Origin of the sequence: Dactylosporangium sp. NPDC049525, from assembly GCF_040676755.1 — a bacterium.
GTDB lineage: Bacteria > Actinomycetota > Actinomycetes > Mycobacteriales > Micromonosporaceae > Dactylosporangium.
Map to the genome: position 1 here is coordinate 20,067 of NZ_JBFAPO010000075.1, position 26,905 is coordinate 46,971.

The 26,905-nt window shown below is 70.9% G+C and carries 32 protein-coding genes and 2 pseudogenes; 25 read left to right on the forward strand and 9 right to left on the reverse strand.

The annotated features are described in order from the left end of the window. Positions 1-40: 40 nt before the first annotated feature. From AB0K00_RS51195 to AB0K00_RS51205, 3 genes are all read left to right on the forward strand, one after another. Positions 41-892 (forward strand): sulfurtransferase, encoded by an 852-nt coding sequence (locus tag AB0K00_RS51195; RefSeq protein ID WP_363538057.1) that lies wholly within the window; start codon positions 41-43, stop codon positions 890-892. Positions 893-905: 13 nt separating this feature from the next. After that, a complete protein-coding gene (locus AB0K00_RS51200) occupies positions 906-1,217 on the forward strand; it encodes a DUF1416 domain-containing protein (RefSeq protein WP_363538059.1) in 312 nt (103 codons plus the stop codon). 81 nt (positions 1,218-1,298) lie between these two features. Continuing rightward, a complete protein-coding gene (locus tag AB0K00_RS51205) occupies positions 1,299-2,084 on the forward strand; it encodes a hypothetical protein (RefSeq protein ID WP_363538061.1) in 786 nt (261 codons plus the stop codon). A 1-nt stretch (position 2,085) separates the two neighbouring features. On the opposite strand, the gene AB0K00_RS51210 is transcribed toward AB0K00_RS51205, so the two are convergent. Continuing rightward, entirely contained in the window at positions 2,086-2,460 is a 375-nt protein-coding gene (locus AB0K00_RS51210) for a DsrE family protein (RefSeq protein WP_363538063.1), read from the reverse strand. A gap of 121 nt (positions 2,461-2,581) precedes the next feature. On the opposite strand from AB0K00_RS51210, the gene mtfM reads away from it, so the two are divergent. The 11 genes and pseudogenes from mtfM (at position 2,582) to AB0K00_RS51265 (ending at position 9,780) form a co-directional block, all read left to right on the forward strand. Beyond that, on the forward strand, positions 2,582-2,686 hold the full coding sequence (gene mtfM, locus AB0K00_RS51215; protein WP_033363477.1) for a small membrane protein MtfM: 105 nt from the start codon (positions 2,582-2,584) through the stop codon (positions 2,684-2,686). Next, on the forward strand, positions 2,683-3,267 hold the full coding sequence (locus AB0K00_RS51220; protein ID WP_363538065.1) for an FABP family protein: 585 nt from the start codon (positions 2,683-2,685) through the stop codon (positions 3,265-3,267). The genes mtfM and AB0K00_RS51220 overlap by 4 nt, the downstream gene beginning before the upstream one ends. Before the next feature lie 9 nt (positions 3,268-3,276). Then, entirely contained in the window at positions 3,277-3,702 is a 426-nt protein-coding gene (locus tag AB0K00_RS51225) for a transcriptional repressor (RefSeq protein WP_363538067.1), read from the forward strand. A 3-nt stretch (positions 3,703-3,705) separates the two neighbouring features. Next, on the forward strand, positions 3,706-4,773 hold the full coding sequence (locus AB0K00_RS51230) for a folate-binding protein (protein WP_363538068.1): 1,068 nt from the start codon (positions 3,706-3,708) through the stop codon (positions 4,771-4,773). Positions 4,774-4,781: 8 nt separating this feature from the next. Next, entirely contained in the window at positions 4,782-5,615 is an 834-nt protein-coding gene (locus tag AB0K00_RS51235; RefSeq protein WP_363538070.1) for a 3-keto-5-aminohexanoate cleavage protein, read from the forward strand. Next, entirely contained in the window at positions 5,612-6,559 is a 948-nt protein-coding gene (locus AB0K00_RS51240) for an asparaginase (protein ID WP_363538072.1), read from the forward strand. Before AB0K00_RS51235 ends, AB0K00_RS51240 begins: the two co-directional genes overlap by 4 nt. A gap of 69 nt (positions 6,560-6,628) precedes the next feature. Beyond that, a pseudogene (locus tag AB0K00_RS51245) lies at positions 6,629-7,018 on the forward strand (helix-turn-helix transcriptional regulator); the annotation flags it as partial. Positions 7,019-7,038: 20 nt separating this feature from the next. Continuing rightward, positions 7,039-7,560 carry a hypothetical protein gene (locus AB0K00_RS51250; RefSeq protein ID WP_363538074.1) on the forward strand — a complete coding sequence of 174 codons (522 nt, stop codon included), beginning with the start codon at positions 7,039-7,041 and terminating at the stop codon, positions 7,558-7,560. Positions 7,561-7,630: 70 nt separating this feature from the next. Further along, the gene (locus AB0K00_RS51255; protein ID WP_363538076.1) at positions 7,631-7,957 is read left to right on the forward strand and encodes a DUF2516 family protein; all 327 of its coding nucleotides are present in this window, start codon (positions 7,631-7,633) and stop codon (positions 7,955-7,957) included. 10 nt (positions 7,958-7,967) lie between these two features. Then, positions 7,968-8,855, forward strand: a complete 888-nt coding sequence (locus tag AB0K00_RS51260) for an alpha/beta hydrolase (RefSeq protein WP_363538078.1) — start codon at positions 7,968-7,970, stop codon at positions 8,853-8,855. Positions 8,856-9,042: 187 nt separating this feature from the next. Beyond that, a complete protein-coding gene (locus AB0K00_RS51265) occupies positions 9,043-9,780 on the forward strand; it encodes an alanyl-tRNA editing protein (RefSeq protein ID WP_363538080.1) in 738 nt (245 codons plus the stop codon). Here AB0K00_RS51265 and AB0K00_RS51270 read toward each other — a convergent pair. Further along, complete coding sequence (locus tag AB0K00_RS51270) at positions 9,770-10,177, reverse strand: GntR family transcriptional regulator (protein ID WP_363538082.1); 408 nt, start codon at positions 10,175-10,177, stop codon at positions 9,770-9,772. The genes AB0K00_RS51265 and AB0K00_RS51270 overlap by 11 nt on opposite strands. Positions 10,178-10,248: 71 nt before the next feature. Between AB0K00_RS51270 and AB0K00_RS51275 the strand changes: the two genes are divergently transcribed. From AB0K00_RS51275 to AB0K00_RS51285, 3 genes are read left to right on the forward strand one after another with little or no spacing between them, the layout of a single operon-like run. Then, on the forward strand, positions 10,249-10,503 hold the full coding sequence (locus AB0K00_RS51275; RefSeq protein WP_363538084.1) for a hypothetical protein: 255 nt from the start codon (positions 10,249-10,251) through the stop codon (positions 10,501-10,503). After that, complete coding sequence (locus tag AB0K00_RS51280) at positions 10,503-10,853, forward strand: hypothetical protein (RefSeq protein ID WP_363538086.1); 351 nt, start codon at positions 10,503-10,505, stop codon at positions 10,851-10,853. The genes AB0K00_RS51275 and AB0K00_RS51280 overlap by 1 nt, the downstream gene beginning before the upstream one ends. Positions 10,854-10,911: 58 nt before the next feature. Further along, positions 10,912-11,745 (forward strand): EI24 domain-containing protein, encoded by an 834-nt coding sequence (locus AB0K00_RS51285; RefSeq protein ID WP_363538087.1) that lies wholly within the window; start codon positions 10,912-10,914, stop codon positions 11,743-11,745. A gap of 72 nt (positions 11,746-11,817) precedes the next feature. Here the strand turns inward: AB0K00_RS51285 and AB0K00_RS51290 are convergent, their stop codons facing one another. Next, positions 11,818-12,582, reverse strand: a complete 765-nt coding sequence (locus AB0K00_RS51290) for a maleylpyruvate isomerase family mycothiol-dependent enzyme (protein ID WP_363538089.1) — start codon at positions 12,580-12,582, stop codon at positions 11,818-11,820. A gap of 65 nt (positions 12,583-12,647) precedes the next feature. Between AB0K00_RS51290 and AB0K00_RS51295 the strand changes: the two genes are divergently transcribed. Further along, complete coding sequence (locus AB0K00_RS51295) at positions 12,648-13,748, forward strand: UDP-N-acetylmuramate dehydrogenase (protein ID WP_363538091.1); 1,101 nt, start codon at positions 12,648-12,650, stop codon at positions 13,746-13,748. Between the two features lie 6 nt (positions 13,749-13,754). On the opposite strand, the gene AB0K00_RS51300 is transcribed toward AB0K00_RS51295, so the two are convergent. Both AB0K00_RS51300 and AB0K00_RS51305 read right to left on the reverse strand, forming a co-directional pair. After that, a complete protein-coding gene (locus AB0K00_RS51300) occupies positions 13,755-14,507 on the reverse strand; it encodes a class I SAM-dependent methyltransferase (protein ID WP_363538116.1) in 753 nt (250 codons plus the stop codon). Continuing rightward, positions 14,507-15,262, reverse strand: coding sequence for an SDR family oxidoreductase (locus AB0K00_RS51305; protein ID WP_363538093.1), 756 nt, complete (start codon positions 15,260-15,262; stop codon positions 14,507-14,509). The genes AB0K00_RS51300 and AB0K00_RS51305 overlap by 1 nt, the downstream gene beginning before the upstream one ends. 129 nt (positions 15,263-15,391) lie before the next feature. Here AB0K00_RS51305 and mshA point away from each other — a divergent pair, with 129 nt between their 5' ends. The 4 genes from mshA (at position 15,392) to AB0K00_RS51325 (ending at position 20,031) form a co-directional block, all read left to right on the forward strand. Next, on the forward strand, positions 15,392-16,708 hold the full coding sequence (gene mshA, locus AB0K00_RS51310; RefSeq protein ID WP_363538095.1) for a D-inositol-3-phosphate glycosyltransferase: 1,317 nt from the start codon (positions 15,392-15,394) through the stop codon (positions 16,706-16,708). Next, on the forward strand, positions 16,705-17,196 hold the full coding sequence (locus AB0K00_RS51315; RefSeq protein ID WP_363538097.1) for a YbjN domain-containing protein: 492 nt from the start codon (positions 16,705-16,707) through the stop codon (positions 17,194-17,196). Before mshA ends, AB0K00_RS51315 begins: the two co-directional genes overlap by 4 nt. A gap of 55 nt (positions 17,197-17,251) precedes the next feature. After that, positions 17,252-18,673: a glycosyltransferase family 39 protein gene (locus AB0K00_RS51320; protein WP_363538099.1), complete on the forward strand. Its 1,422-nt coding sequence runs from the start codon at positions 17,252-17,254 to the stop codon at positions 18,671-18,673. A gap of 323 nt (positions 18,674-18,996) precedes the next feature. After that, on the forward strand, positions 18,997-20,031 hold the full coding sequence (locus AB0K00_RS51325; RefSeq protein WP_363538101.1) for a chlorophyllase: 1,035 nt from the start codon (positions 18,997-18,999) through the stop codon (positions 20,029-20,031). A 44-nt stretch (positions 20,032-20,075) separates the two neighbouring features. Here AB0K00_RS51325 and AB0K00_RS51330 read toward each other — a convergent pair whose 3' ends face one another. The 3 genes from AB0K00_RS51330 to AB0K00_RS51340 all read right to left on the reverse strand — a co-directional run bounded on the left by AB0K00_RS51330 (position 20,076) and on the right by AB0K00_RS51340 (position 22,932). Continuing rightward, positions 20,076-20,426 (reverse strand): STAS domain-containing protein, encoded by a 351-nt coding sequence (locus AB0K00_RS51330; RefSeq protein WP_363538103.1) that lies wholly within the window; start codon positions 20,424-20,426, stop codon positions 20,076-20,078. A 15-nt stretch (positions 20,427-20,441) separates the two neighbouring features. Then, on the reverse strand, positions 20,442-21,623 hold the full coding sequence (locus AB0K00_RS51335) for an MFS transporter (protein ID WP_363538118.1): 1,182 nt from the start codon (positions 21,621-21,623) through the stop codon (positions 20,442-20,444). Between the two features lie 76 nt (positions 21,624-21,699). Further along, the gene (locus AB0K00_RS51340) at positions 21,700-22,932 is read right to left on the reverse strand and encodes an MFS transporter (RefSeq protein WP_363538104.1); all 1,233 of its coding nucleotides are present in this window, start codon (positions 22,930-22,932) and stop codon (positions 21,700-21,702) included. A gap of 45 nt (positions 22,933-22,977) precedes the next feature. Here AB0K00_RS51340 and AB0K00_RS51345 point away from each other — a divergent pair, with 45 nt between their 5' ends. Beyond that, the gene (locus AB0K00_RS51345; protein ID WP_363538106.1) at positions 22,978-23,748 is read left to right on the forward strand and encodes a phosphoglyceromutase; all 771 of its coding nucleotides are present in this window, start codon (positions 22,978-22,980) and stop codon (positions 23,746-23,748) included. Between the two features lie 60 nt (positions 23,749-23,808). Here AB0K00_RS51345 and phoU read toward each other — a convergent pair whose 3' ends face one another. Then, the gene (gene phoU / locus AB0K00_RS51350) at positions 23,809-24,465 is read right to left on the reverse strand and encodes a phosphate signaling complex protein PhoU (protein ID WP_363538108.1); all 657 of its coding nucleotides are present in this window, start codon (positions 24,463-24,465) and stop codon (positions 23,809-23,811) included. Positions 24,466-24,685: 220 nt separating this feature from the next. On the opposite strand from phoU, the pseudogene AB0K00_RS51355 reads away from it, so the two are divergent. Both AB0K00_RS51355 and AB0K00_RS51360 read left to right on the forward strand, forming a co-directional pair. Then, positions 24,686-25,729, forward strand: a pseudogene (locus tag AB0K00_RS51355) (ATP-binding protein); the annotation flags it as partial. A 77-nt stretch (positions 25,730-25,806) separates the two neighbouring features. Next, positions 25,807-26,490: a response regulator transcription factor gene (locus AB0K00_RS51360; RefSeq protein ID WP_203852089.1), complete on the forward strand. Its 684-nt coding sequence runs from the start codon at positions 25,807-25,809 to the stop codon at positions 26,488-26,490. Positions 26,491-26,905 lie beyond the last annotated feature (415 nt).

Below are 26,905 nucleotides of genomic sequence, written 5' to 3' on the forward strand. Positions count from 1 at the left end.
CGACCCGCCCCAAATTCGTTCCCTGGGAGAGAAAACACTCATGAGTCGCGAGAGCGCACTGGTCACGGCCGACTGGGCCGAGCAGAACATCGGTGCCGACAACGTGGTCTTCGTCGAGGTCGACGAGGACACCGCAGCCTATGACGGCGGCCACATCGCCGGTGCCGTCAAAATCAACTGGAAGACCGAGCTGCAGGACCAGGTCCGTCGGGACTTCGTCAACAAGGCGCAGTTCGAGGCGCTGCTGTCCAGCAAGGGCATCGGCAACGACGACGTCGTGGTGCTTTACGGCGGCAACAACAACTGGTTCGCCGCCTACGCGTACTGGTACTTCAAGCTCTACGGTCACGGCGACGTCAAGCTGCTCGACGGCGGTCGCAAGAAGTGGGAGCTCGACGGCCGCCCGCTGACCAAGGACGAGGTCAGCCGCCCCGCCACCACGTATGTCGCGGTGCACGACCAGGACCTGTCGATCCGCGCGTTCCGCGACGACGCCGTCAAGGCGATCGGCGTGCAGAACCTCGTCGACGTCCGCTCGCCCGACGAGTACGCCGGCCGGCTCCTTGCCCCCGCGCACCTCCCGCAGGAGCAGGCGCAGCGTCCGGGCCACATCCCGACCGCCGTGTCGGTGCCGTGGAGCAAGGCCGCCAACGAGGACGGCACCTTCAAGTCCGACGAGGACCTGCGCGAGCTGTACGCGGCCGCCGGCCTCGACGACAGCAAGTCGACCATCGCGTACTGCCGCATCGGCGAGCGCTCCTCGCACACCTGGTTCGTGCTCAAGGAGATCCTCGGGCACAGCGACGTGCGCAACTACGACGGTTCCTGGACCGAGTACGGCTCCCTCGTGGGTGTCCCCGTCGCCGTGGGCGACGAGCCCGGCAACGCGTGAAAGGCAGATCATCATGAGTGCTGTTGACAGCTGCGGCGCGCCCGAGCAGAGCGCGCCGATCCCGGCCTCCGTGGACGTCGAGAAGGAAACCGTCATCACGGGCGTGGTCAGCTCCGGCGACGGTCCCGTCGGCGGCGCCTACGTGCGCCTGCTCGACTCGACCGGTGAGTTCACCGCCGAGGTCGTCACGTCGCCGGCCGGCCAGTTCCGGTTCTTCGCCGCGCCCGGCAACTGGACCCTGCGGGCCCTGTCCCGCCAGGGCAACGGCGACGCCTCCCTGGCCGCCGCCCGGGGCATCAACGAGGTCGCCGTCGCGGTCGCCTGACCTTCGCACGCAAGTGACGCCGCCCTCCGGGCCCAACCCCGGAGGGCGGCGTCGTTGTCCCGGGCTGCGAGGATGTCCGCCGTGAAACGTCGCTGGATCATCGCCGGAACGGCTGCCTGGGTGCTCGTCGTGGCCGGGCTCGCCTACTATTCCTCGCGCAATGATCCGCCGACGTCCCGCGACCAGACCACGATCGCCGACGGCCTGCCGGTGGTCGACACCGCGCTCGCCCGGGTCGCCGCCGCGCTGGACCCCGCCACCTCCGTCCCGGCCCTCGGCGGCTACACGCGCACCGATCGCAGCTGCCGGGTCACCTCGGCGCGCGAGGGCACCCGGTTCGAACGGGTGCTGCTGGTGTACGTCAAACAGGACACCGAGCCCGCCGTCCTGGACCGGGTCCACAATGCTTTGCCCGCGGCGTACCAGAGCCATCTGGTGAGCGGACCGAGCACCCACCTGCTGACCGCGGACGCCGGCGACTTCGTCACGCTGCGCGGCGCCGTCGTCAAGCCCGGTCAGGTGCGGTTCACCGCCGACACGGGCTGCCGGATCCAGGACGCCGCCGTCGAGGAGGCCACCCCGCAGTCGCAGACCGCGAACCGGGCACCCGTCCAGGCGGTCCTCGACACCCTCAAGCAGACCGCGTCGCAGTGGCGGACCCACCGCCTCACCTGTCCTGGCGGCGGCACGCTGTGGACCGTTGAGGCGGTCACCACCGGCGACGGCGCCGCGGCACGCACCACGGTCCCCGCCACCGCGGTGATCCTCGACGAGCCGGGGCTCTTCGCCTTCCGGGCCGGCGAGGCGGGTGTCGCCCTGCGCGTCGAGGGTGACGGGCTACACATCACCTCGACCGCCGGCTGCTGAGTCAGTAGACCAGTGCCTGCGCGCCGTTCTGGAGCGCCTCCTCGATGAAGGCGGCCGCCCCGGCGATGCGGACACCGGGGATGACGTCGTCGGGGCCGATGTCGCGACGGGCCGCGCACTGGGTGCACAGTGTCACCGAGCCACCTGCCAGGATCGCCTCCAGCAGGTCGGCGAGCGGCGCCGCGTGCGGCAGCTCGAACTCGGCGGCCCGGCCCGGCAGCGCGAACCACGCCGACTCCCCGGTCAGCCACAACGAGGTGGCCACCCCACCGGCGACGGCGGTGGCGGCCACGGTGAACGCCTGCGAACAGCGCTCCGGCGCGTCCGCGCCGGCGGTTGTCTTGATGACCAGAGAGCGTGCCATGCCTCGCAGCATAAGAGCGCACGAGTGCGAGCACCGCGAGCATGGGGGGCTCCGGGGTGGGAACCCCCCGGCCGGTCGCGGCGAACGCCGCCCGAAGCCAGGAACAGTGAAGCCAGGAATAGGATCAGCTGCGATGGTTACTGAGATCGGGTTCGTGAGTCTGCTGGTCGCCGGCATGGGCGCACTGGCCGGCGGCCTGATCTATCTCGCGGTAAGGGTGTCGAGGGGGCGTTGGTGACGGACGTGCAGCCGCCGTGGGCGGGCTTGGCGCAGGCCGGGGAATACCCGTATGAGGAGACGCACGACCTGCGGGTCGGGCCGGATCTCCATCCTGCGCTGCTCGGTCTGCTGCCGCTGGTCGGGGTGTGGCGCGGGCGCGGCCAGGGCGACTACCCGACGATTGAGGGCTTCCACTACGCGCAGGAGATCCGGTTCAGCCACGACGGCCGGCCGTTCCTGTTCTACGAGTCGCGCGCGTGGGTGATCGACGTCGAGGGCAATGCGATCAAGCCCAGCAACCGGGAGACCGGCTGGTGGCGGCCGGTGCTCGTGGACGGCAAGGCGACCGATGAGGTCGAGGTGCTGCTCAACCAGCCGACCGGGATCATGGAGCTCTACATCGGTCAGGCCAAGGGCACCACGCAGTGGCAGATGGCCACCGACGCGGTGGTCCGCACGTCGACCGCCAAAGAGGTCCGCGGCGGCCAGCGGCTGTATGGCATCGTCGACGGTGCGTTGCTCTACGCGTTCGACCTGGCCGCGGTCGGCGAGAAACTCCAGCCGCACCTGTCCGCCCGGTTGGAGCGCGTAGCGGGATAACCTGGTGTCGTGGGTTTCGATGATCTGGCCGTAGTGCTCCGGTCGCGGGGCCTGCGGCTGACCGCGCCCCGGCAGCTCGTGCTCGAGTCGGTCTACCGGCTGCGCCACGCGACGCCGGACCAGATCCACGCCGACGTCAGCGAGCGGGCCGCCGGGGTCAACATCACCACGGTCTACCGCACGCTGGAGCTTCTCGAGGAGCTCCGGCTCGTGACGCACGCGCACCTGTCGCACGGCGCGCCCACCTATCACCCGCTCGGCGAACATCAGCACGCCCACCTGGTGTGCCGGGGCTGCGGCGACGTGCAGGAGCTGCCGTCGTCCACCCTTGAGGGCCTCGCCGAGGACCTGTGCACCACCCGCGGCTTTCGCCTCGACATCGGCCACGTGGCCCTGTTCGGTGTGTGCGACAGCTGCGGTTCCAAAGAGGAGTAACCCGTGAAGCCCGTCACCGTGGCGTCCATAGAACCTTCATCGATCGACGCCGGAGCGGTCGCGCACTACGGCGACCCGAGCCGCGAGCAGAAGATCCTCGACACCGAGGCCGGCCTGGTCGACCGCTCGCACCGCGACGTGCTGGCGGTGCCGGGCGAGGACCGGCTGACCTGGCTGCACAGCCTCACCACCCAGCACCTGACCGGGCTGCCCCCGATGACCGGTTCCGAGCTGCTCGTCCTGTCCCCGCACGGGCACGTCGAGCACCACGCGGTGCTCGTCGACGACGGCACGGCCACGTGGCTGGACCTGGAGCCGGGCGCCGGCGGCGGGCTGCTGACGTTCCTGGAGCGGATGCGGTTCATGATGCGGGTCGAGCCCGCCGACGTGACCGCCGACCGGGCCGTGCTGTCGATCGTCGGCCCACAGACCGACGAGGCACTCAGGGCGCTCGGGGTCGGTCCGCTCGAGCCCGCTGATGTCGCACCGGTGCCGCCGGCGAAATTCGCCACAGGAACCGTGCCGGACCGCCCCACCGCCCGCTACGCCGCCGCGACGCTGCCCGGCTTCGACGGTCTCGTCCGGCGGGTCGAGGGGGGCGCCGACCTGCTGGTGCCGCGCGCCGCCGTGCCCGACGTGATCGCCGCCGCCGCGCTCCCACCGGCCGGCATCTGGGCGTATGAGGCGATGCGGGTGGCGGCCCGCCGCCCGAGGTTCGGCTTCGAGACCGACCACAAGACCCTCGCGGCGGAGGTCGGATGGACGGCGCAGGCCGTGCACCTGGAGAAGGGCTGCTACCGGGGTCAGGAGACGGTCTCCCGGGTCCATCACCTGGGCCGCCCGCCGCGCAAGCTGGTCCTGCTGCACCTCGACGGCATCGCCACCGACGAGCTTCCCGCGCCGCACACCGAGGTCGTCAAGGACGGCCGGGCGGTCGGGTTCGTCGGCACCGCCGTGCGCCACTACGAGCTCGGCCAGATCGCGCTCGCGGTGGTCAGGCAGAACGTCAAGCCCGACGACGGCGGTCAATTGCAGGTGGGCCCGTCCACGGCCGCGATCGACCCGCTGTAGAAAGAGCCATGACAACAACGACGTTGATCACGGTGGCGCCCACCGGTGCCGAGTCCCGCAAGTCCGACGTGCCAGCCCTGCCGGTGACCCTGGACGAGCTGGTCGCGACCGGCAAGGAGTGCCAGGCGGTCGGCGCGGGCGTCATCCACGTGCACCTCCGCGACGACGCCGCCGAGCCCACCCTGGACCTGGGGCGGCTCAAGGAGGCCGTCGCCGCGCTGCGGGCCGAGACCGACCTGATCGTCCAGCTCTCCAGCGGCGGCGCGGTCACCGACCCGGAGGAGGACCGGCTGCGGGTCCTCGATGCCGAGCCCGACATGGCCTCCTGCACGATGGGCACGGTCAACTTCGGCGACGACGTGTTCCTCAACCGGTGGGCGTTCATCGTCGAGCTGCACACCCGGATGCGCGACCGCCGGATCGTCCCCGAATACGAGATCTTCGACCTGGGACAGCTCACCACCCTGCGGCGCCTGCTCGACCGGCACGGGCTGCCCTTCGGCGACCACGTACACCTCGACCTCGTGATGAACGTGCCCGGTGGGATGCCCGGCACCGCCGAGGCCCTGGTCGCGTGCGTGCAGGCGATGCGCGACCTGCCCGAGGGGACCACGTTCTCGGCGACCGGCATCGGCCGGGGCACGCTGCCGGTCCTGCTCGCGTCGCTGTCCGCAGGCGGGCACCTGCGGGTCGGCATGGAGGACACCGTCACCTACGCCAAGGGTGTTCCGGTGGAGAGCAACGCGCAGCTCGTGGCGCGCGCCTCCGCGTTCGCCAGGCTCGCCCAGCGTCCCCCGATGACCCCTGTCGAGGCTCGCGCGCTGCTCGGCATCCGCGCATGAGCGACCTGTATCTGGGCGGCGAGCCGCTCGCCGAGGTGATCCGCAGCGGGTTCGTGGAGAGCCGGCACAGCGGGTCGGTCGTGGTCCTGGACGCGGACGGGGAGGTCACGGCGTGGGCCGGCGACGTGCTCGGACCGGTCTTCCCGCGCTCGTCCAACAAGCCTATGCAGGCCGTCGGGATGCTGGCGGCCGGGCTCGACGCCACCCCGGCCGAGCTCGCGATCATCTCGGCCAGCCATCGTGGTCAGCCGGTGCACATCGAGTCAGTACGTGGCGTCCTCGCCGACATCTCACCGGCGGCGCTCGGGTGCCCACCGGACTACCCGCTGTCCGAGGACGCCCGGGACGACCTGGTCAGGGCGGGTGAGCGGCGCTCGCCGCTGTTCATGAACTGCTCCGGCAAGCACGCCGGGATGCTGCGCACCTGCGCGGCGAACGGCTGGCCCCTCGCCGGGTACCTCGACCCCGCGCACCCCGTCCAGGTGGCGATCCGGCACGGCGTCGAGTCGCTCGCCGGCGAGCCGGCCGTCGCGGTCGGGGTCGACGGGTGCGGCGCGCCGCTGCTCGCGGTGTCGCTGCGCGGGCTGGCGGCGGCGTTCCTGCGGCTGGTGTCCGCCGAGCCGGGCTCCGCCCCACGGCGGGTGGCGGACGCGATGCGGGCGCACCCCGACCTGGTCTCCGGCACCGACGTGGGCGGCGAGGACACGCACCTCATGCGGGCGTTCCCCGGGCTGCTGGTGAAGGGTGGCGCGGAAGGTGTACTGGCGGCCGCGCTGCCGGGCGTCGGAGCCGTGGCGTTGAAGATCGACGACGGCGGGATGCGTTCTCGGGTTCCTGTGCTCGCCGCGGCGCTGTCTCGGCTAGGCTTCGCTTTGGGTTCATATGCGGATATGCCGGTTTTGGGTGGCGGGACGCGGGTAGGAGAGGTCCGCGCCGTCTGGTGACCCGGTTCACGCTAGCTCTTGCTAGCGTTTTGCTTGCAAGAGTTAGCAGGGCGAGCTACCGTCAGTAACGTGACTGAAGAGCCGCGCGACCTGGGTGGGTTCATTCGTGACCTGCGCCGCAACGCGCGCATCTCGCTCCGCCAGCTCGCTGAGCAGGCCGGAGTCAGCAACCCATATCTCAGTCAGATCGAGCGTGGCCTGCGCAAACCGAGCGCCGAGGTGCTCGCGCAGCTGGCCGGGGCGCTGCGGGTGTCGACTCCGTTGATGTATCTGCGGGCCGGCCTGCTCGAGCGTGAAGGGCACGACGTGCTGGCTGCGATCGCTGCGGACGGTGATCTCACCGTGGCCCAGAAGCAGTCGCTCACGCAGATCTACGAGACGTTCCGGCGCGAGAACACGCGCAACGACGCGGACAGCGCGGCCTCGGGGGCGGGGTCTGACGCTGCTGCGGTATCCACGACGAAGTCAGAGGAGTCAGCATGACCACCAGCACCACCACCCGGAAGATCCCGACCCCGCTCTACGCCGCGGCCGGCGCCGGTGACCTGGCCTATGAGCAGCTGCGCAAGCTGCCCGCGCAGGTCGCCCAGCTGCGTGCCCGGGTCGAGGAGCTGCGCCCTGCCGTGACCGACGCGGTCGCCGAGACCAAGCTGCGCGCCGACCTGGACCGCCTGCGCGGCGCCGCCCTGCGCAACGCCGAGTCGATCCTGGCCAACGCCCAGGCGGGCGCCCAGGTCGCCCAGCACCGGGCCGTCGCGGTCTACACCGAGCTGGTCAACCGCGGCGAGAAGGTCGTCGCCGGGGGTCGCACCGCCGAGGCGAAGATCGAGATCGAGCCGGCCGCGAAGACCGTGACCACCGAGGTCGCCGTCACCCCGACCCCGGCCGACGTCGCGCCGGCCGTGACGACGAAGCCCGAGGCCGCGTCCTCCACCGTGCCCGCCGCGGCCCCCGCGAAGAAGACCACCGCGGCGAAGAAGACCACGGCCGCGAAGAAGTAACCGGGAGTTTGTCAGGAGCCCTCCGGCACCGTCTCGCACGGGCCGGGGGGCTTCGGAATAAGCTCGTGGGATGGTGACTGCCGTGCCGATGTTCTACGACCGGGTCGAGCTCTACATCGACCTGGCGGTGTGGATCTTCTGCCTGGTGCTCGGCGCCGCGGCGTTGCTGCACTGTCTCGTCCAACGAGCCGACGCGTTCCCCGCCATCGGCACGATGTCGAAAACGGTCTGGCTGGCCCTGACCGGCGGCGGTCTGCTGCTCACCGCCGTCGCACCGCAGCTGCGCATGGGCTACCTCAGCATCTTCCTGCTCATCGCCGCGGGCATCTTCGCGGTGTATCTGCTCGACATCAGACCCGCGCTGCGCGACGCGGTTGACGGCCACGGCTCGTGGTGATGGCGGGTCGTTGATGGACTTTCGCTGGCCGCCGCCGCCCGACGGCAGGCCCGACCGCTTCCGCCCGCCCGTGACCCGCGGGCCGCAGACCGGCCGGCCGACCCTCCCCGCGCCGCCGACGGAGCAGATCGCCACCCCGCACGGCGTCGAGCTGGAATGGCTCATCACCGGCGACGGGAACCCCGTCACGGTCTTCGCGCACGGACTGGGCAGCGGCATCGCCGAGACCCGCCCGCTGGGCAGCGCCGTCTCCGGCCGCAAGGTCTTCTTCCAGTTCCGCGGGCACGGGCACTCCGCCTCGCCCGGTGGCGTCTGGACGTATGCCGACCTCGCCCGCGACCTGCGCGCTGTCGCGGACCTGTCCGGCGCCACCCGCGCCCTGGGCGTCAGCCTCGGCGCGGGCGCCCTCTGCCGGCTGCTCGCCGACAACCCGGGCCGCTTCGAACGCGCCGTGTTCTTCCTACCCGCCGTCCTTGATACGGCGCGGCCGGCCGCCGCGCAGGAGCGCCTCACCGCGCTGCTCGAAGCGATCGAGGCCGGAGACGCCGCCGCCGTCGCCGACGTGATCTCCATGGAGGTCCCCACCCAGGTCCGCAACTCGCCCCCGGTCTGGGCGTTTCTGCGCCAGCGACTCGACCAGCTGATGCGCGACGGGCTCGCCGCCGGCCTCGGCAGCCTGCCCGCTCAGGTCGCCGTCAACGACCGCGCCGACCTCGCCAAGGTCACCGCGAAATGCCTCGTCATCGGTTCCAGGGGCGACGAACTGCACCCCGTCGCCATCGCCGAGCAGCTCGCCGAGGCCCTCCCGGACGCGGAGCTGCACATCTACGACCGCCCCGGCGTCGTGTGGACCCAGCGGGCCGACCTCCGCGAGCGGATCTCCACGTTCCTGAACTGAACGTCCCGTGGGAAGCGTTTCGTCCGATTCCAGGCGCACGTTCTGACCGAACGGCTGACCCACCCCGCGTATCAAGGCGGTGCCTCCGCGCGTCTTGTCCTGCGAATGCGCCTTCTACGAGCTGCTTGGGGGGATCGGACCATGACCGCGCTGCGCCGCTGGGCCGGACCGACATAGAGTTCCGGTCATGGGTGTCACGCAACACGGCAGGACTGCCCGCCTCGACCTCGCGGACCCGACACTTCGCGAGTGGACGTGCCTCGTCCTGCACGCCGATGCCACGGACGGCATCGTGCTCGACCGCTCCGCCTTCTACCCTGGCGGCGGCGGCCAGCCACCGGACCACGGCGTGCTGCTGTGGCAGGGGGTCCAGACGCGGATCACGGGCACCCGCAAGGGCGACGACCTCTACCTGCTGCCGGCCGAGGGTGACCCGCTGCCGCCCGCCGGCACCGAGGTCATCGGGGCCGTCGAGGACGACCGCCGCACCAAGCTGATGCGCACCCACTCCGGCCTGCACGTCCTGGGCGGCGTGGTGTTCCGCGACTTCGGCGCCCTCGTGACCGGCGGCTCGATGGAGCCCGCCGAGGCCCGCATGGACTTCAACCTGCCCCAGGTCCCACCCGACTTCAAGGCCAGGCTCGAGGAGCTCATCAACGCCGAGGTCGCCGCCGACCGCAAGGTCGTGACCAAGGTCCTCGGCCGGGACGAGGCCCTCGCGCTGCCCGACATCATCCGCACCCAGTCCAACCTGATCCCCGCCGACGAGCAGGAGATACGCATCGTCGACATCGTGGGTCTGGACGCCCAGGCCGACGGCGGCACGCACGTCGCGTCGACCGCCCAGATCGGCCGCCTGCAGGTCGTCAAGGTCGAGAGCAAGGGCAAGGCCAACCGCCGCGTGCGGGTCCGCCTCAGCGACTGACCCGCAGCTGGTGGGCGCCGGCGGGCAGGATGAGCTTCTGCCCGTCCGCCCTGGTCACCTCCAGGATCGGCTCGCCTGGGTCGATCCCCAGGTCCCGCCGCTCCGGATCGGTCGGCATCCGCCCGATCACCTCGTCGCCGGCGCCCAGCTCGACGACGTCGCGCTCCAGGGCGGGCCGCACCTGCGTGCGCGCACCCCTCGCGGACACGACCAGCCCTTCCTGCCGCAGCACCGACACCGCGTTGCGGACCGCGGGACGCCCCAGCGCGTGCTCCTGCATGAGGCTGCTCTCCGACGGGACGAACGCCCCGGGCGCCAGCTTCCCCGTCTTAATCTGCTCACGCAGCAGGTCCGCCAACTGCTGATACAGCGGCCGATCCGAACTCCGGTCGATCATGCGACAACCGTAGATAGCCCGCCGATCTTGTCCGCTTGCCGTCCTATGCGCACATGGCCCTATACTCGCTCATGGGCATCACCGAAGCTCGATCGGGGGACGAGATGACGAGGTATTCTGACCGAATGGACGCGCCCGCGGACGGCCACATCCAGCCCAGGACGCAGTTGCCTCCGCACACGCCCGGCGCCGGCTCGGCGCTGTTGCGGCAGCTCTGGGGTGCCGACCGGATCCCGGAGACCACGCCTGAGGACGAGCGTGCTGTCGACGAGTTGATAGCCCGAGCTCGTCAGATGATTGTGCCAGGTGCGCAGCAGGCCGCCTGATGTTCGTCTTCGACGACAGCGCATTGGTCGCGCTGTTCGCCGCCTACATGCCGGTCTACAGACTCTGGGAAAGAGCCGACCGAGGGCAGGCCGTGGTTGGCTTTCCGGCCGCAGCGATGGCCGCGGCCGGTCATCAGGCGGACGTCAGCCCAACCGCGTGGGATCCGTTGCTTTGGTCGGTGACTGTCAGTGTGTTGCCGTTCGGCGAGGAGGCGGCGAAACAGGTCGGCTCATGGACCGGTTCGTTGGCCGCCAAGCATGTGATCTGGGAATCCCGAGCCACCGGCTGGCCGGTGCTGACGTGTGCGCCGGAGCAGTATGGGCCTGGGGTGCGACTCCTCTCCGTTTAGTTCGTGATCCCGGGGGTCCGCTGATCGGTGGCTCCCCGGGACCATGAAAAATGGCGGCGTGGCGGCGCTGAAGACGATGTGGGACGAGTTCGCCGAGGGGGCGCGGCTGCTCGGCCGAGGGTTCGCGATGTATGGACGCAGCCCCCGCCTGTTGCTGCTCGGGCTGATCCCGGCGGTCATCTCGTTCCTGCTGCTCGGCACGGCCTGGTTCTTCCTGCTGTGGTTCATCCGGGACCTGGCCGCGACCGTGACCTGGTTCGCCGACGACTGGGGGTCGCCGTGGCGGGGGCTCACCAGGTTCGGCGCCGGTGCGGGGATCGTCATCGTGTCGGCGCTGGTGTCCGTGCTCACGTATACGGCGTTGACGCTGCTCATCGGTGACCCGTTCTACGAGGTCATCTCCGAGCGGATCGAGGAGCGGTTCGGCGGCACGCCAGGGATGAGCGACCTGCCGTGGTATCGCACGATGCTGAAGAACGCCGCCGACTCGATCAGGCTGATCGTGCTGGGGATCGCGGTCGCCGTCCCGCTGTTCCTGCTCGGGTTCGTGCCCGTGCTCGGGCAGACGGTCGTCCCGGTCCTCGACGCCGTCGTGGGCGGCTGGCTGCTCGCGGTCGAGCTCACCGGCGTGCCGTTCAACCGTCGCGGCCTGCGGCTGAAGGACCGCCGCGTCCTGTTGCGGGCCAACCGTCCCATGGCGCTCGGCTTCGGCATGCCCGTCTTCGTGATCCTGCTGGTCCCGTTCGCCGCGGTGCTGGTCGTGCCGGCCGCGGTCGCGGGCAGCACCCTGCTCACCCGCAAGCTGTTCGGCCTACCCATCGACAATCCGGCCGTCGTCGACGGCAAGCCACCAGTCGTGGATGGCAAGCCGCCCGCCGTCGTGCGGGTGTAGCGGGACCGGCTGGGTGGAGCGCGACCCGGCAACGCCGCCGAGGGTCCGACGAGCGCGGGGCCGGGCCGCGGGTCAGCCGGCGCGGAGGCCCTCAAGGAGGCCGGTGTCGCCGCTGACCAGCAGGGTGTCGAAGGCGACCCGCCCGAACAGCGCCAGCACCAGGTCGCTGGCCGGCCCGCTGGCGGTGGCCCGCTCGTGGTGGTCGTCGGAGTCCAGCAGGGTGTCGGTGTCCAGCAGGGCGACCCCGGCGCCGCGCAGGCGGACATACCAGATCTGGTCGACGTCGGTGGCGTGCAGGGCGATCATGCCGGCCCGGTTGGTGGGGCCGCTGCGGCGCCCGGCGGGCAACCAGCTGTCGAGGACCTCGGTGACGCCGTCGCTGGCGAGCTTCGACTCGATGGGCTCGCTGAGGCCGCCTGCCATCTGGGCGTCCCAGCGGTGGATGGCGGTCTCGTGGGCCATCCGCCGGTGCCAGAAGGAGGCCTTCTTCGCCTGCGGGGCCCAGTTGTAGGCGGGCAGGTCGGGGTCGACGGCGTCGAGAGTGGCAATCAACTCGGTGAACGCGTCCGTCCAGGCGACCACGGGGTCGACGCCGGCGGGGAGGGGCTCGTCGGGGCGGGGATGTTCGGGGCGGTCGGTAACGCCGCGGGGGACGAGGGCGTTGACCCAGACGTAGACCTGCGTCAAGTGCCAGGCGAGGTCGCGCAGCTGCCAGCCGGGGCAGGTGGGCACCGGGGCGTCGAGCGGGGTCTCCCCGCCGAGCGCGGTCCGGAAGGCATCGCCTTCGGTGCGCAGCGCGGTGAGCCAGAACTCCTTGGTGAGTTGAGGCTTGCTCATGGGCGATCCCTCTCCCGGTCCGGACGCTGCACGTCCAACATTAGGCCACGCCTTACTCTGGTGCGGTGTCCGAAGCAGCCGCGCCAGTGTCCAGCCTTGCCGAGCTCACCACCCTGCGCCTCGGTGGCCCCGCCGATCATCTGGTCGAGGTGACCTCGGACGAGCAGACCGTGGCCGCCGTGCGGAACAGCGAGAAGCTCCTGATTCTGGCGGGTGGCAGCAACGTCGTCATCGCCGACGAGGGTTTTCCGGGGACCGTGGTGGTCCTGCGCCAGCGGGGCATCGAGGCGGTCGGCGCGCGGGGCGAGACCAAGCCGGCGGGCGCGCCCGGTGACGCGCCCGGTGACGCGCCTGGCGACGGCGAGGTGGTGCGGCTGACCGTCGCGGCGGGCCACCCGTGGGACGAGGTCGCGGCGACCGCGGTCGCCAACGGCTGGGCCGGGGTCGAGTCGCTGTCGGGCATCCCGGGTTCGGCGGGCGCCACCCCGATCCAGAACGTCGGCGCCTACGGGCAGGAGGTCGCCGAGACCATCACCGAGGTGCGGGTCTATGACCGGGTCCGGGACGAGATCGTGACCGTGCCGGCGGCGGCGTGCGGGTTTGCGTACCGGACGAGCGTGTTCAAGCACAATGAGCGGTTCGTGGTGCTGTCGGTGACGTTCGAGCTGGCCGTGTCGCCGGTGTCGACGCCGATCCGCTATGCGGAGCTGGCCCGGACGCTGGGTGTGGCGCAGGGGGAGGCCGCGCCCCTCAAGGAGGTCCGCGAGGCGGTGCTGCAGCTGCGGGCGGGCAAGGGCATGGTGCTGGACCCCGCGGACCGCGACACGTTCTCGGTCGGGTCGTTCTTCACCAACCCGGTCGTTGCCGCCGATGCCGTCGCCGTGGTACGGGACGCCGCCGGCGAACCTCCGGCGTGGCCCGCACCCGACGGCATGGTCAAGCTGAGCGCGGCGTGGCTCATCGAGCGGGCCGGCTTCACGAAGGGCTACGGCAACCTGGCGACCGGCGTCGCCCTGTCGGGCAAGCACACCCTGGCACTCACGAACCGGGGCACGGGCACGACCGCCGCGCTGCTGGACCTGGCCCGCGAGATCCGGGCCGGGGTCCGCGCGAAGTTCGGTGTGGAGCTGCACCCGGAGCCCGTCCTGGTGAACTGCGAACTCTGACCGGCCTTACAGCAGGCAGGAGTAGGGGACCGTCACCTCGCCGAGGCGCCAGCGGGCGGGGCGGTCCAGAACCGGCCAGCCGGCAGCCCGGGTCGACTCGACCGCGTGGCGCCAGCGCTGGCGCGGGCCGAAGGTCGACAGCGGCGCCGCGGCGCGCCAGGCGGTGTCCAGTGTGGACAGCAGGGCGTGGATCGGCTGCCCGGGCACGTTGTGGTGGATGAGGCACTTCGGCAGGCGCTCGGCCAGGGTGGCCGGGGAGTCCAACGTGGACAGCCGGCTGGCCAGGGTCAGCGTCCGTGGCACGCCGGCCGAGACGGTGACCCAGGACGCCAGCCGGCCGAGCTCGTCGCAGGTGCCCTCGACCAGGACCGCCCCGGTCGCCGTCATCGCCGCCCAGGCCGCGGGGACGGCGTCGAGGTCATACTGGCGCAGCACGTTGAACGCCCGCACGACCGTCGGCGCGAGCCCGGCCAGCTCGAAGCCTCCACGCTGGAACGAAAGACCCGGCGGGTCGGCGAACGGCTGGGCGACCGCGACCCGCGCCGGGTCGATCTCCAGGCCGACGACCCGGACCCGGGGGCCGAGCCGGCGGTGCAGCTCCAGGGTGGTGACCGGCGAGGCGCCGTAGCCGAGGTCGACGACCAGCGGCGCCTCGGCGCGGGCGAGCAGCGCGCCGAGGGTCACTGCGATCCAGTTGTCGACCCGCCGGAGCCGGTTGGGGTTGGTGGTGCCCCGCGTGATGGCGCCGATCGGCCGCATCACACCACCCGGTGCACCTTGTGCTGGGCGGCCTGGGCGAGCGGCCGGACGACGATCCGGTCGATGTTGACGTGGTGCGGCCTGGTGGCGGTCCACGCGACGCAGTCGGCGATGTCGTCGGCGACCAGCGGGAACTCGACACCCTTGTAGACGGCCTCGGCGCGGGCCGCGTCCCCTTCGAAGCGCTTGATGGCGAACTCGTCGGTCTTCACCATGCCGGGGTCGATCTCGACGACGCGGATGGGGCGGCCGTTGAGCTCCAGGCGCAGGGTCTCCGCGACTGCCGTCTGGGCATGCTTGGCCGCCGTGTAGCCGCCGCCTCCCTCGTACACGACGAGGCCCGCAGTGGAACTGATCATGACGATGGTCGCCCGGCCCGACTTCTCCAGCAGCGGCAGGAGCGCCTTGGTGACCCGGACCGTGCCCAGGACGTTGACCTCGAACATCCACTGCCAGTCGCTGAGGTCGGCCTCCTCGACGGTCTCCGCGCCGATCGCCCCGCCGGCGTTGTTGACCAGCAGTTCGACGGAACCGCCCAGATCAGTCACCACGCCGACAAGTCGGGAAATGTCGGCATCGGAGGTGATGTCGGCCACAACCGCGGTCGCCGACGGCAGGGCAGCGACGAGCGAATCGAGCCGGTCGGCCCGCCGCGCCACGGCGACGACGTGGAAGCCCTCCGCAGCAAGACGGCGGGCGGTGGCAGCCCCGATGCCACTGGAGGCACCGGTCACCACGGCGATAGGAGAAGACATGCACCCAATCCTGCCGTAAACACCGGCGGGCGCAGTGACCAACGCAACGGTGGGTAGATGGCCGCCCGCGAGGGAACATGGACGGTTGGGAAGATGTAACCGTCCGGCAACAGATGAAGGAGCACCGACGTGGCGCGGGTCGACTCGCTGCACAGGCACACCCCGCAGTCCCGTCGCTCCCTTCCCCGGAGGGTGGCGACGCTGTCGGTGCACACCTCTCCGCTGGACCAACCGGGCACCGGCGACGCCGGCGGCATGAACGTGTACATCGTCGAGGTCGCCGAGCGCCTCGCCCAGGCCGGCGTCGAGGTCGAGGTGTTCACCCGGGCCACCTGCAGCGAGCTGCCGCCGGTCGTCGAGATGGCGCCGGGCGTGCTCGTGCGGCACGTCATCGCGGGGCCGTTCGAGGGGCTCGCGAAGGAGGACCTGCCGGCGCAGCTGTGCGCGTTCACCAACGGCGTGCTGCGGGCCGAGGCGTCCCGGGCGCCCGGTTGGTACGACCTCGTCCACTCCCACTACTGGTTGTCCGGTCAGGTGGGCTGGCTGGCGAAGGACCGCTGGGGCGTGCCGCTGGTGCACACCGCGCACACCCTGGCGAAGGTGAAGAACCAGCTGCTCGCCGACGGTGACAAGCCCGAGCCGCTGGCCCGCGTCATCGGCGAGGAGCAGGTCGTCGCCGCCGCGGACGGCCTGGTCGCCAACACCCCGGCCGAGGCCGCCGACCTGATCGAGCTGTACGCGGCGGACCCCCGCCGGGTCAGCGTGGTGCCGCCCGGCGTCGACCTGGAGACGTTCACCCCTTCCGGCCGGCGGCACAGGGCGAAGTTCGGGCTGCCCGAGGACGCCCTCGTGGTGGCGTTCGTCGGTCGGATTCAGCCGTTGAAGGCCCCCGACGTGCTGCTGCGCGCCGCCGCCGAGCTGCGTGCCCGCGACCCGGAGCTGGGCGCCAAACTGATCGTGGCGGTCTGCGGCGGCCCGAGCGGCTCCGGACTGGACCGGCCGACCGCCCTCATGGACCTCGCCACCGAGCTCGGCATCGCCGACTGCGTGCGGTTCCTCGCCCCGCAGCCGCGGGAGGACCTGGCGGAGCTGTTCCGCGCCGTCGACCTGGTCGCGGTGCCGAGCTACAACGAGTCGTTCGGCCTCGTCGCGATCGAGGCGCAGGCGTGCGGCACCCCGGTCGTCGCGGCCGCCGTCGGTGGCCTGGTGACCGCCGTGCGCGACGGTGTCTCCGGGATACTGGTGGACACCCACCGCCCGGCCGACTGGGCCGCGGTGCTCGGTGACCTGCTCGCCCATCCGGCCCGGCGGCTCGAGCTGTCGGCCGGTGCCGTGCGGCACGCCCACGAGTTCTCCTGGAGCCACACCGCGAGCGGCCTGCTCGCCGCGTACCGCGACGCGCTCACCACCCACCGCGACACCGAGCTGCTGGCGGTGATGTCATGACCGAGGTCGTGCGGAAACTGATCGAGCGGGTCTGCGACGAGCGCGAGATCGCCTGGGAGAAGACCGGCGACAACGCCTACGTGGTGGTGCTGCCCGGCACCCACAAGCAGAAGACCAACTGCAACCTCATCGTCGGCGAGCACACCATGCGCGTCGAGGCGTTCGTCATGCGGCATCCCGACGAGCACCGTGAGGAGCTGTGGCAGTGGCTGCTGCAGCGCAACGCCCGCATGTACGGGGTCGCCTTCTCCGTCGACAGCGTCGGCGACGTGTACCTGATGGGCCGCCTGCCGCTGCACGCCGTGACCGAGGAGGAGCTCGACCGGCTCCTGGGCGCGGTGCTGACCTACGCCGACGAGAGCTTCGACCCGATGCTGGAGATCGGCTTCGGCTCCGCGATCCGCCGCGAGTGGGAATGGCGGGTCAAGCGCGGCGAGCCCCTGGACAATCTCAAGGCGTTCACGGCATTCGTGGAGCGACAAGTCTAAGTACCCTGTGCCGGTGATCGAGCGATCGCCTCTTGCATGGAAACCTGTCGGTGCGGTGGCGGCCACGGCCGCCGTCGCGCTCCTGCTGACGATCAACCGGTATGACTACCACCGGGACGAGCTGTACTTCCGCATGGTCGGCGCCCATCCCAAGTGGGGCTACGTCGACCAGCCGCCGTTCACGCCGCTGCTGATGCGCCTGTGCATCGAGGTCTTCGGCGACACCGTGTGGGCGATCCGCCTGCCCGGCGTGCTCTACATCGTGGCCGCCGCGTTCCTGCTTGCCCTGGTCGCCCGGGAGGTCGGCGGCGGCGCCGTCGCGCAGACCCTCGCGGCGAGCGGCGTGCTGACCACGTTCATCCTCGTCGCCACGCACATCTCGATCACCGCCGCGCCGGACCTGCTGATGTGGCTGCTGGTCATCCTGTGCGTGCTGCGGGCCATGCTGCGCGAGCGGCCGCGGTACTGGCTGCTCGCGGGACTGTTCGCCGGGCTGGCGCTGTACAACAAACACCTCGTCATCCTGCTGCTGCTGACGTTCGCGGCCGGGCTGCTCATCCTCGGCCCGCGCAAGGTGCTGCTGTCGAAGTGGCTCTGGGCCGGGCTCGGGATCGCGTTCGTCGTCGGGCTGCCGAACCTGCTGTACCAGATCGCCAACGACTATCCGCAGCTCGACATGGCGGACGCCCTCGCCGAGAACAAGGGCGACGAGGCGCGGATCACGATGATCCCGCTGCAGCTGGTGTGGCTCGGCCCGCTGTTCGTGCCGGTCTGGATCGCCGGGATTGTCACGCTCCTGCGGAATCCGGCGTTGCGTCCGGTCCGCGCGTTCGGCCTGGCGTACCCGCTGATGCTGGTCCTGCTGTTCGTCATCGCCGGCCAGCCGTACTACACCGTCGGGCTGCTCGCCGCGCTCTTCGCGATCGGCACGGTGCCCGTCGAGCGGCGCGTCACCCGCCGTTGGATCCTGGTCGCCGGCGCGGCCGTGAACGCGGCGTTCGCGATCCTGACCTCGCTGCCGGTGCTGCCACTGGACGTCGTGGGCGGGACCCCCATCCCAGCCATCAACCAGGGCATCTCGGATCAGATCGGTTGGCCGCGGTACGTGCGGCAGGTCGCCGCGGTCTACGACGCCCTCCCGGCCCAGGACAAGCCGCGCGCGGTGCTGCTCACCGGCAACTACGGCGAGGCCGGCGCGCTGGACCGCTACGGCAAGGCGCTGGGCCTGCCTGCTGTCTACAGTGGACAGAACGAGCTGTGGTGGCTCGGCCCGCCGCCGCAGTCCGCGACGGTGGTCGTGCTCGTGACGCAGGGTGATCCGAGCCGTTCCACGGCGTTCGGATCGTGCGAGCACAAAGCCGATCTCGACAACGGTTACGACGTTGAGAACGAGGAACAAACAGCTCGCGTCTTCGTCTGCCGGGAGCTGACGGGCACCTGGGCTGACCTGTGGCCGAGCTTCCAGCATTTTGATTGATTTCAATTATTTCAGTTGTGTGAGGGAGCCGACAGTTCCGTTACTTGTCGCTGCATTTCCTCGCCGCGTACCGTCAATGACGGATCCGGCGATTCCTGAAGTTGGGGAGCGACGGGGGTGTTTCTGGGCCGTTCGCGGCCCACTCGCGGTGGTCTGTCCGGGCGGGGCGACCACTGCAACCGGCGGCACCGCGCGGTCGAAAGACCGCAGCAGAGCGGGTGGTCGTGGACTGGGGGTGCACGCCACCCGCTGCCGCCGGCACGAGCGCCAAACTTAAGTCGCGCGTAAAGACGCCTGAGGTCATAAAGCCGTAGTTTCCTCGCATGCGGATGCGGGGCGCGCTTGCCGGTCTCCTACTCGTCGTCGCGTTGACGGGCTGCGGCAACAAAGCGGACAAAGCCGATCAATCGCAGCAATCGGATGTCACGGCGAGCGAGTCGGCCGAAGCCGGTGACCCTGCCGCCGACTCGGGGCAGGCCGCGCTCGCCGCCGCCGGAGCGGCACCCTCGGCCTCGGCGTCGAAGAGCGCCGCGCCGCCCGCCGTGAAGGCGCCCACCCAGACGTTCGCCGTCGGCGTCAGCCAGTTCACGTTCACCCGCGCCGGTCGCACGCTGCGCACCCTGGTCTTCTACCCGGCGTCAGGTTCCGCCGGCGGCTCACCCAAGAGCAATGCGGGCGTCGCGGCCGGCCGGTTCCCGCTGGTCCTGTGGAGCCATGGGCTGCACGGCTCGCCCGAGGGGTACCAGGGCGTGACCGCGAAGATCGCCGCGGCCGGGTTCGTCGTGGCGGCGCCGGCGTACCCGTTCACCAACGACAAGGCCAACCCGTTCAACCAGAACGACATGAGCAACCAGCCGGCCGACGCGTCCGCCGTAATCACCGAGGTGCTCAAGCTGGACACGAAGGCGGGCGCGGCGCTCGCCGGTCACATCGAGACCAGCCGGGTCGCCGCCGGCGGTCACTCGGCGGGCGGCTACACCACCGCGGGCATGCTGTCCGGCTCGGGCCGCGACAGCCGCCTCAAGGGCGGCGTCATCGTCTCCGGCGGTGGCATGGGCGGGAAGTTCAGCGGCGCGTCGACCCCGGTGCTGTTCATCCACGGCGACGCCGACGGCACCGTGCCCTACAGCAGCGGGCGCTCCCTGTACGACGGCTGCACCTGGCCGAAGGCGTTCCTGACCCTGCTCGGCGGCGATCACGGCGGCGGGCTGTTCGGATCCGCGCCGGCCAACCAGGCGGTGTCCAAGACGATGCTGGACTTCCTGCGGTTCACGCTCTACAGCGACGGCGCGGCCAAGGGCCGGCTGCGCGGCGACGCGACGGTCAGCGGCGCCGCCAAGTACGACGGCACCATCTAGACGGTTTCAGCGAGGTTTGACGATTTCAGCGAGGCCGGACGGTTTCAGCGAGGCTGGACGGTTTCAGCGAGGGCGAACACGTCGAGCAGGCCCGTCAGCCGCAGTTGCGCGTAGGCGAGGGGTCGCGGGTTGCGCAGGCGCAGCGCGCAGCCGGCGTCCTGGGCCAGCTTCCAGCAGCTGACCAGCGCGCCGATGCCGGCCGAGTCGAGCACCGACACGCCGCCCAGGTCCAGGACCAGGGTGTCCGGGTGGAAGGTCGGCAGCACCCCGCGCACCACCAGGACGATCTGGTCGCGGGTGGCGAGGTCGAGCTCCCCGTCGAGCCGGATGACGACCGTGCCAGGATCCGGCGCCTCGAGCTTCGCCGACAGACCGTCCACTTCGCCCCCTGTCATGTCGAAAGGCGGCGTCTACCCAGCGACCGGGACTTCTAACCTCTCTTGTTCGCGGGTGACCCGCCGTTCCCGGGCCGGCTGGATCAGCAGGTGCCCGGCCGCGGCGACCAGTCCGAGGGCACCGCAGATCACCCAGTGCCAGTCGCCGAGGAACTCCAGGCTCGCTCCGCCGGCCGCGGGCGCGATGAAGCTGGCCGCCGGGAAGATCAGATAGAAGACGCTCTGGTACCGCCCGCGCAGCGCCTCCGGCGACAGTTCCGCGATGACGGCGGCGTTCGGCGGCGCGGCGAGCATCGAACCGACCGTCCACACGGTCGCGGCGAGCAGGTAGCCCGGCACGTCGGAGGCGAGCGCCACGCTGGCGAACCCGAGCCCGAGGAACACGTTGGCGACGGCGAGGGTGGTGCCCTTGCGCCATCGCTCGATGAGTCTCGGCACGAACAGCTGCCCGGCGACGATGAGCAGCCCCGCGTATGCGACGACCGAGCCGTACACGGTCGGGCGCAGCCCGTCGGCGGTGATGGCCAGGGGCAGGATCGTCGAGCTCTGCAGGGTGACCACGGCCAGGAGCAGGCTCAGCCCGACGAACTGCAGGAACGCGCGGTCGGTCAGCGCCGTGTGCAGCCCGCCCGCCGGCGCGTTCGAGGCGGGCCTGGCCGCCGGTTTCGTCTCGCGCACCTTCCACAGCAGCAGCACCGCGGTGACCAGGGTGGCGGCCGCGTCGATGGCAAACAGCAGCGTGAAGCTGACCTCGGCGAGCAGCCCGGCGAGCAGCGACGCCGCGGCCATGCCCAGGTTGAACGCCCAGAACTGCAGGTTGAACGCCCGGCTGCGGTCCCTGCCCGGCACCACGTCGACGATCGCGGCGACGAAAGCGGGGCCGGGCATGGCGTGCATGAGGCCGAGCAGCGCGGCGAGGGCCGCGATCGCCGGGATGCGGTCGGTCATGGCGAGCCCGGCGAGGAACACCACCGCGCCGAAGTGCGCGAGCAGGAGCGTCGGCCGGCGGCCCCACCGGTCCGCGAGCACGCCGCCGAGCAGGACGCCGGCGATGCCGCCGATGCCGTAGAGGCCCACGACGAGCCCGGCGGCGCTGGGCTTCAGACCGCGCTCGGAGGTCAGGTACAGCGACAGCACCAGCGCGACGAACCCGCCGACCCGGTTGATGAGCATGCCGGTCCAGAGCAGCCAGTACATCCTCGGTAGTCCGCCGATCGTGGACCGGTACCAGTTGCGCAAGCGGTGCTCCAGGAACGGTAAATGTTCTTAACAGTTAGATCTTAGCCAGCTCGTGCTGCCGCTCGGCGGCGGCCGTCACCGCCGCCACCCGGCGTTCCCGGGCCGGCGCCGCGAGGAGGCTCCACGCCGCCGCGACGAGGGCCAGCCCGAGGCAGCCCAGCCACAGCGCGGTGTTGCCGGCGAGGTCGCGCACCGTACCGCCGAGCGTCGGCGCGAGGAAGGACGCCGCCTGCCACGACAGGCTGTAGGCGCCCTGGTAGCGGCCTCGCATGTCGACCGGGGACAGACCGGCCAGCAGCGCCGCGGTGGAGGGGGCGTTGAGCATCTCGCCGGTGGTCCAGAGCAGCACGGTGGCGCCGTACCAGACCGGGGTGTGCGCCAGGGCGGTCAGCCCGAAGCCGACCCCGATCACCGCCGCGGAGACCGGCGCCACCAGGGCCTCGCGGCGGTTGGCGAGCAGCCGGGTGACGAGGGGCTGGCCGAGCACGATGAGCACGCCGTTGAGCGCGATCACGATGCCGAACGTCCGCGGCGCCAGCCCGTCGCCGATCATCGCGAGGGGCAGCATCGCCATGTGCTGCAGCATGACCAGCGCGACGAGCAGGTTGCAGGCGACGAAGCCGAGGAAGACGCGGTCCCGGGCGAGCGTGCGGAGGCCGGAACGCTGTTCCTGGTGGTGCTCCACGAGCGCCGGTCTGGTCTCGCGGATCTTCACCGCGATGAGGATCGCCGCGGCCGCCGTCGTCGCGGCGTCGGCGAGGAACAGCGTCAGGTAGCCGCTGCCGGCCGCGAACCCGGCGAGGACCGCCGCGGTGGCGAACCCGAGGTTGATCGCCCAGAAGTACACCGAGAAGGCCCGGCCGCGGTCGGTGGCCGGCACCAGGTCGGCGATCATCGCGCCGAGTGGCGGGCGGGCGCCCTCCGCGGCCATGCCCAGTGCCAGGGCGCCGACCATGATTGCCGGGCGGCTGTGCGCCAACCCGAGGCACACCATCAGCGCCGAGGCGGATCCCATCGCCAGCAGCACCGTCGGCCGCCGCCCCCACCGGTCGGTCAGGTGCCCGGCGGCTGTGACGCCGATCGCACCACCGAGCCCGTAGAGCCCGAGGACCAGCCCGGCCACCGACTCGCTGAAGCCCCGCTCCGTCGTCAGGTAGATCGTCAGGAAGATGCCGACGAAGCCACCCGCGCGGTTGACCAGCGTCGCGGTCCACACGATCCAGAACTGACCGGGCAACCGGGAGGGTTTTTGTAAGCTGCGGGGCACGCTCGCATCCTTACATCGGAGGTCCGGTGCTGTCGAAGTGATTCCGTGCGGGAAGATGACGGCATGAGTGAAGTCGGGACACTGGTGCTCTTGCGGCACGGTGAGAGCGAGTGGAACGCCAAGAACCTGTTCACCGGCTGGGTCGACGTGGACCTCAGCGCCAAAGGAGAGGCCGAGGCCCGGCGGGGCGGCGAGCTGATCCGTGAGTCCGGTCTGCTGCCGGATGTGGTGCACACGTCAGTGCTGCGCCGTGCCATCCGCACCAGTGAGATCGCCCTGCACGCCGCCGACCGGCACTGGATCCCGGTCCAGCGCAACTGGCGGCTCAACGAGCGGCACTACGGTGCCCTGCAGGGCAAGAACAAGAAGCAGACGCTGGAGGAGTTCGGCGAGGAGCAGTTCATGCTCTGGCGCCGCTCCTACGATGTGCCGCCGCCGCCGATCGCCGAGGACGACGAGTGGTCGCAGGCCGCCGACCCGCGCTACGCGAACCTGCCGCCGGACATCCGCCCGAGCACGGAGTGCCTCAAGGACGTCGTGCAGCGCATGCTGCCCTACTGGTACGACCAGATCGTGCCGCAGCTGCTGGACGGCAAGACGGTGCTGGTCGCGGCGCACGGCAACTCGCTGCGCGCCCTGGTGAAGCACCTCGACGGCATCTCCGACGAGGCCATCGCCAAGCTCAACATCCCCACCGGCATCCCGCTGCGCTACGACCTCGACGCGGCGCTGCGGCCGGTCACGGTGGGCGGCACCTACCTGGACCCGGAGGCGGCCAAGGAGGCCGCGGCCGCGGTCGCCAACCAGGGCCGGTAGTTCTTCGCAACAGAGGGGGCCGCTTTCGCGGCCCCCTCTCTTGGCTGTGCCTGGTCCTGGTTACGCCTGCGCGGTGTCGAACGCCTCGCCAGTGACGAGGAACACCACGTGGCGGCCGGCGTTGACGGCGTGGTCGGCGTAACGCTCGTAGAAGCGGCCGAGCAGGGCCGTGTCGACCGCCGCCTGGGTGTTCTCGGTCCACTTCGGGCCGAACATGATCTCGAACAGGCCGGTGTGCAGCCGGTCCATCTCATCGTCGTCGCGGTCGAGCTGCCCGGCGGCGACCACGTCGAGGGTGGAGATCGCGCGCGAGATCTTGCCCGCGATCCGGTCGGCGACCAGGCCCATCTGCTCGAAGGTCTCGACCAGCGTCTCCGGCACGGCCACGTCGGGCAGCCGGCGCAGCGCCGTCTTCGCGACGTGGTCGGCGAGGTCGCCCATGCGCTCGAGGTCGGTCGCCAGGTGCAGGGCGGTCAGCACCACACGCAGGTCCGAGGCGACCGGAGCCTGGCGGGCGCACAGGTCGTACACCTTGTCCTCGACGAGCCGGTAGAGGGCGTTGACCTCCGCATCGCGGGCCACGACCTCCTCGGCCTCGGTCTGGTCGGCGGTGAGCAGGGCCTTGGTGGCCCGGATCATCGCGTTGCGCACAGCGTCCGCCATCGATACCAGCAGACGGTTGACCTGCAGCAGGTCGGCACGGTATTCGTCGCGCATAGTTCTCCTATCGTGGTGTCCCTCACGGTAGGTCTCACACCGACGAGTCCGGTGAACTTCACCCCGCGTGAGGGTGAACACTGAGTGATGTGAGCCCGTTTCGTGCCCTGGACCACCGTCCGTCGGGTAAGCGACCTCCTACGATCAGATCGTGGATTGGAAGTTCCGGCAGTCGAAGGCCGACAGCGCGGCGACGGATACGGCGATGACCGAGATCCTCGACGCGCTGCTCGTCGGTGTCGTCGTGCTCGACGATGCCGACCGGCCCGTGCTGGTCAACGCGGCGGCTCGCGAGATGGGTCTCGTCCGGCAGCGCCAGGGCGTCGGGGAGGAGGCGCACACCATCGTGCGTAGCCTCGCCGGTCAGGTCCGGCGCAACGGGGTGACCCGGGTGGTCGAGCTCGACCTGCCGCGCCTCACTCACGGCGACCCGCTCGGCGTCAACGTGCGCGCGGTCGCGCTGGGCGGCGGCCGGGTCGCGATCGAGGCCGCCGACGTCACCGAGGCCCACCGGGTCGCCCGGGTCCGCCGCGACTTCGTCGCCAACGTGAGCCACGAGCTCAAGACCCCGGTCGGCGCGTTGCAGCTGCTCGCCGAGGCGCTGCTGGACGCGACCGACAAGGACCCCGCCGCCGCGATCCGTTTCGCGGAGCGGATCAAGCACGAGTCGGTCCGCCTCGGCCGGCTCGTCTCCGAGCTGATGGAGCTGTCCCGCCTGCAGGGCGCCGAGCCGCTGCCCGAGCCGGAGCCGGTCGACGTCGACAAGATCATCGCCGAGGTGCTGGACCGCACGAAGACGCCCAGCTCCGCGAAGAACATCGAGGTCGCGTCGCGCGGCCCGCGCGGCCTGGTCGTCTACGGCAACGAGAACCAGCTCGTCACCGCCGTGGTCAACCTGGTGGAGAACGCGATCGCCTACTCGCCCGACTCGACGACGGTGAGCATCACGACCAGCCTCTCGACCGGCGACGACGCCGGGCACATCGAGATCGCCGTCGCCGACCAGGGCATCGGCATCGAGCCCCGTGATATCGATCGGATCTTCGAGCGGTTCTACCGGGCCGACCGGGCCCGCTCCCGGGCGACCGGTGGCACCGGCCTTGGCCTGGCAATCGTCAAGCACATCGCCACCAATCACGGTGGCCGCGTCGACGTGGTCAGCAGTGTCGGAGTTGGCTCGACGTTCACCTTGCGGCTGCCCGCGCGTCCGGCGGACGCCGCGCTGGCGCTACCGCCGTCCGTTGAGATCGGAGGCACCCCATGATTGTGACCCAATCGCAACATCACACCCGCGGTTCGCAGCGCAGTGCGGCTCCTCGGCAACTACGAAAGGACAGCACGTTGGCGCGCGTACTCGTGGTCGAGGACGAAGAGTCCATTTCCGACCCGCTGTCGTACATGCTCCGCAGGGAAGGCTTCGAGGTCTCCATCGCGGCGACCGGCACCGAGGCCCTCACGGAGTTCGACCGCACCGGAGCGGACATCGTCCTGCTCGACCTGATGCTGCCGGAGATGTCGGGCACCGAGGTCTGCCGGCAGATGCGGACCAAGTCCAATGTGCCGATCATCATGATCACGGCCCGGGACAGCGAGATCGACAAGGTCGTCGGCCTGGAGATCGGCGCCGACGACTACGTCACGAAGCCGTATTCACCCCGTGAGCTGGTCGCCCGCATCCGCGCGGTGCTGCGCCGGCAGGTCGACGCGGTCGGCGAGCTCGCCCCGCCGACGCTGTCCGCCGGCCCCGTCCGCATGGACGTCGACCGGCACGTCGTCACCGTCGCCGGCGACGCCGTGCAGCTGCCGCTGAAGGAGTTCGAGCTGCTCGAGCTGCTCCTGCGCAACGCCGGCCGGGTCCTCACCCGCGGCCAGCTGATCGACCGCGTCTGGGGCGCCGACTACGTCGGGGACACCAAGACCCTCGACGTGCACGTCAAGCGCCTGCGCTCGAAGATCGAGCCGGAGCCGTCAGCACCGCGCTTCATCGTCACCGTCCGCGGCCTCGGCTACAAGTTCGAGCCGTAGGCAACCGCTGGCCGCGCAGCTTCCAGCTTCCCCACCGCTGCGCGGCGGGTCCCGGCGGGGGGTTCCCACCCCGCGCCCCCCATGCGTCGCTGACGCGACGCACTCGAGCCTGTTTCTAGCTGCCCCACCGCTGCGCGGCGGGTCCCGGCGGGGGGTTCCCACCCCGCGCCCCCCATGCTCGCTTCGCTCCCACTCAAGCCTGTTGCTAGCTGCCCCACCGCTGCGCGGCGGGTCCCGGCGGGGGGTTCCCACCCCGCGCCCCCCATGCTCGCTTCGCTCACACTCAAGCCTGTTTCTAGCTGCCCCACCGCTGCGCGGCGGGGTCACGTCCACGGAAGTGGTGTACGAATCGCCCACCTTTGAGGTGGTTGAGGAGATGGAGACGGTCACCGCTTGATCCTTCGAACTGACGAAA